2 protein-coding genes are annotated in these 2,852 nt (G+C 46.4%); both read right to left on the bottom strand.

Going from position 1 to position 2,852, the window contains the following annotated elements; all coding sequences use genetic code 11:
• Positions 1-538: DUF3307 domain-containing protein (locus ENN47_07245; protein HDP77962.1), on the bottom strand; the 538-nt coding region annotated here is incomplete at its 3' end.
• A gap of 128 nt (positions 539-666) precedes the next feature.
• Entirely contained in the window at positions 667-1,290 is a 624-nt protein-coding gene (locus ENN47_07240) for a hypothetical protein (GenBank protein HDP77961.1), read from the bottom strand.
• Between the last annotated feature and the right edge of the window lie 1,562 nt (positions 1,291-2,852).

Here is a 2,852-nt window from a genome sequence, read left to right as displayed (position 1 = left end):
TCTGAAGATAGTCCGGTACATTCTTGTAGATGAGATCGAAGAGTTTTCTTATGAAGACCGCTCCGGCAAAGAGAACATATAGGTAGACAATTGTTATCAAGAGAATTCTTTGAACCGGAAGCGAGGATAGGTTTAGCCCCGTATGTATGGAGAACCACTCAATGAAGCTCGAGAAGCTCCTTGAAACGGTGAAGCTGGAAATCGGCAAGAGGAAAGAAATGAGCACCAGATGCAGGAATTGGTCAACAATTAGCATAATAAACTTCGTTGCTGGACCTCGCTTTCTCTCGATCTGAGCTTTGAACACATCTATCAGTATATGAAAGAGGGAAAGCACAAGGCAGTACATAAGCACATCGGTCAGCTTGAAGGGAAGCATAAGAACCAGAAGAGTCACAAACACAACGCACCAGTGTTTCAAAAATCCCTTCATCTGAACATTATTCTTTTCGTTCACCATCTTGTCTGTCTGAAACAAGAAATCGGCAAGTACATGCGCCAGAACCGAAAGCGCTAGAGGTATCACTAATCCTGTCATATCGGCCTCCGTCAAAATTACATTAGATGCGCTTTTGTCTTCGAATTTACTCATTATTAGGTCAAAGGGCCTTATTTCACTTAAATAAGGTTCAAAAGCATTATTTCATAAATATAAGGCAGAACTATCTAATTACCGAGCGTCAAATCGATCAACTTCGACAACCCCATTTCGGCAGTCCTTACCACACTCCAGCTTGCCTTTTCACAGTGTTCCTGCACGGTCGGAGCTGTCACTCCCAGAGCTTTAGCCGCCTTATCGTAGGTCCCCTCGGTCTCATACACATGAACGGCTTCCCACTGCTTTTCAGTCCAATTCCTCTCAACAGTTTCAAGCAAAGATAAAGAGGTGTTCATGGCAATTGACAGTACCTCGTTGTCATGAACGAAGAAAGTGTTGGAGATCTTGCTCTGTTTCGCACTATCAAGCGCCGTTCTCGCATCGAAGAAGACCCCGCCGCTCAAATCCCAAGAAGATACCGCCTTCTCCAGCTCTCTCTTGTCAATTTCACCAATGCTTAGCCCAATTCTTAGCCTGAAGGGTCGCACAATGTATCTCAACCTGCGCACAAGCATCGGTAGAGTCCCCAGCTCAGACAATACACCCTGAATCTCATCTCCTCTAGATATGGCGAATGGCTTTGCGAGATACTCTGAGCCAAAACCATCAATCGAATTCCGAATACTCTCCACCGGAATCTCCTGCTTCCTTGATTGGATGATATCGGCGGTAATTATCGCATAAAGACCCATACAGCTCACACTCCGTAAACAGCAGAGGCGCTTCAAGATGATTGTAGCACAGATCCTGGTGAGACCATAAAGTGACGACAAGCAGAACGCCACTCTAATCTCTATGAGATTCAGAATTATCGACGTAGAAATAGACGCGTAATTTTCGACAGAAGGATCGGCTCTTCAGAAGTCTTTGAAGGCTTTTCACTCAATACGAAAGCTGGCGACGGGTTTCTCTCGAATTCCCGTTGAAAACGTGAGAACTCCCGAAAGGCTTCATGTTAGGCAGATAAAAGGAGTACTGCCCGACTGTGAATACAACGGCTAACAGTCCTCTAGTTAACTGCTTCAAACAGCCAGAGATCTTTCTCTCCCTTATCTGCATCGCCCTCTTGATAGGACATGGAATACCCGGCAAATATGATCCTGTTCCCTTCAAGATAAGCTGAATTGACGACATCATCCCTGGACCCACCGAAAGATAGAGTATCTATTATCCCTCCTAGAGAATCCAGTTTGATGATCCAAGCATCATTCATGCCGGAACTTTCTTCAACATCGATGTCGTTAGAAGTTGTCTGCCCAGCGACAATTAAGTTCCCATCATCTGTAAGAACTATGCAGCGCGCAACGTCTGTGAAACTCCCGCCGTAATTCTTGCTCCACAGCTCATTACCTTCATCATCGACCGAAATGACCCAGAAGTCCTTTCCACCAAGTCCATTCGAAAAGAGTGATACCCCGGCATCCTGTGAACCGATGGCTATGGCACCGCCATCACTCTCTGTGACTATATCGAAGCCATCCTCAAACCACTGACCTCCGAACTGATCAAACCATTCGACTTCCCCAGCGGCCGAGATCTTCAAGATCGACATCTGGTTGTCCACGTAGTTGCAGCTTATTCCACAGTCTCTGTACGCAAAATAGCCGACTGCATAGACTGACCCATCCTCTCCCAGGTAAAGCCTCTGCGCGCAATCTTCAGATCTGTAGGCGCCAACTACCCATTGAGACACCATATTGCCTTCACAATCCAGTTCTACTATCCAGAAGTCTTCTCCCCAATCATAGCCAGAGACATCTCCGTCAGCAGATCTTGTGTATCCTGCAACCAGAATATTGCCTGAAGGTTTCTCAAGTACATCGTATGCATGATCCTGCCCGCTGCCTCCAAGTGTTCTCTCCCAGATGAGTTCACCTTCTGTCGAAAGCCTGATTACCCAGAAATCACCAATACCGTTGTTATTGGTCACATCACCGTCTGCAGATTCCGTCAGACCTGCCAGCAAGAATCCCCCGTCAGCAGTTAGGGCTATTGCCTCAGCAATATCTCTCTTGCTTCCACCAAAGGTTTTCCACCACTGAACTTCCAGGTCGCTGTCAAGTTTCATAATAAGGAAGTCTTCCTGACCGTGTGTAGTAACAATCCCTCCAGAAGAAGAGTCTGTGTACCCTGAAATCGCAACGCTTCCATCTACGAGAATCTTAACGTCGCTTGCCTCGTCGTTGCCGCTTCCTCCAAGAGCTAGAGACTTCACTACATTTAGCCTTGCCCCCAGAAAAACCGTAATAAAGAT

This window comes from Mesotoga infera, assembly GCA_011045915.1.
Lineage (GTDB): Bacteria > Thermotogota > Thermotogae > Petrotogales > Kosmotogaceae > Mesotoga > Mesotoga infera_D.
This window is presented reverse-complemented; position numbering and strand designations above follow the sequence as displayed.

What these genes read in the sequence shown, in the direction of transcription:
- ENN47_07240 (HDP77961.1), bottom strand. Translation starts at nt 1,290, where the DNA reads ATGGGTCTTTATGCGATAATTACCGCCGATATCATCCAATCAAGGAAG.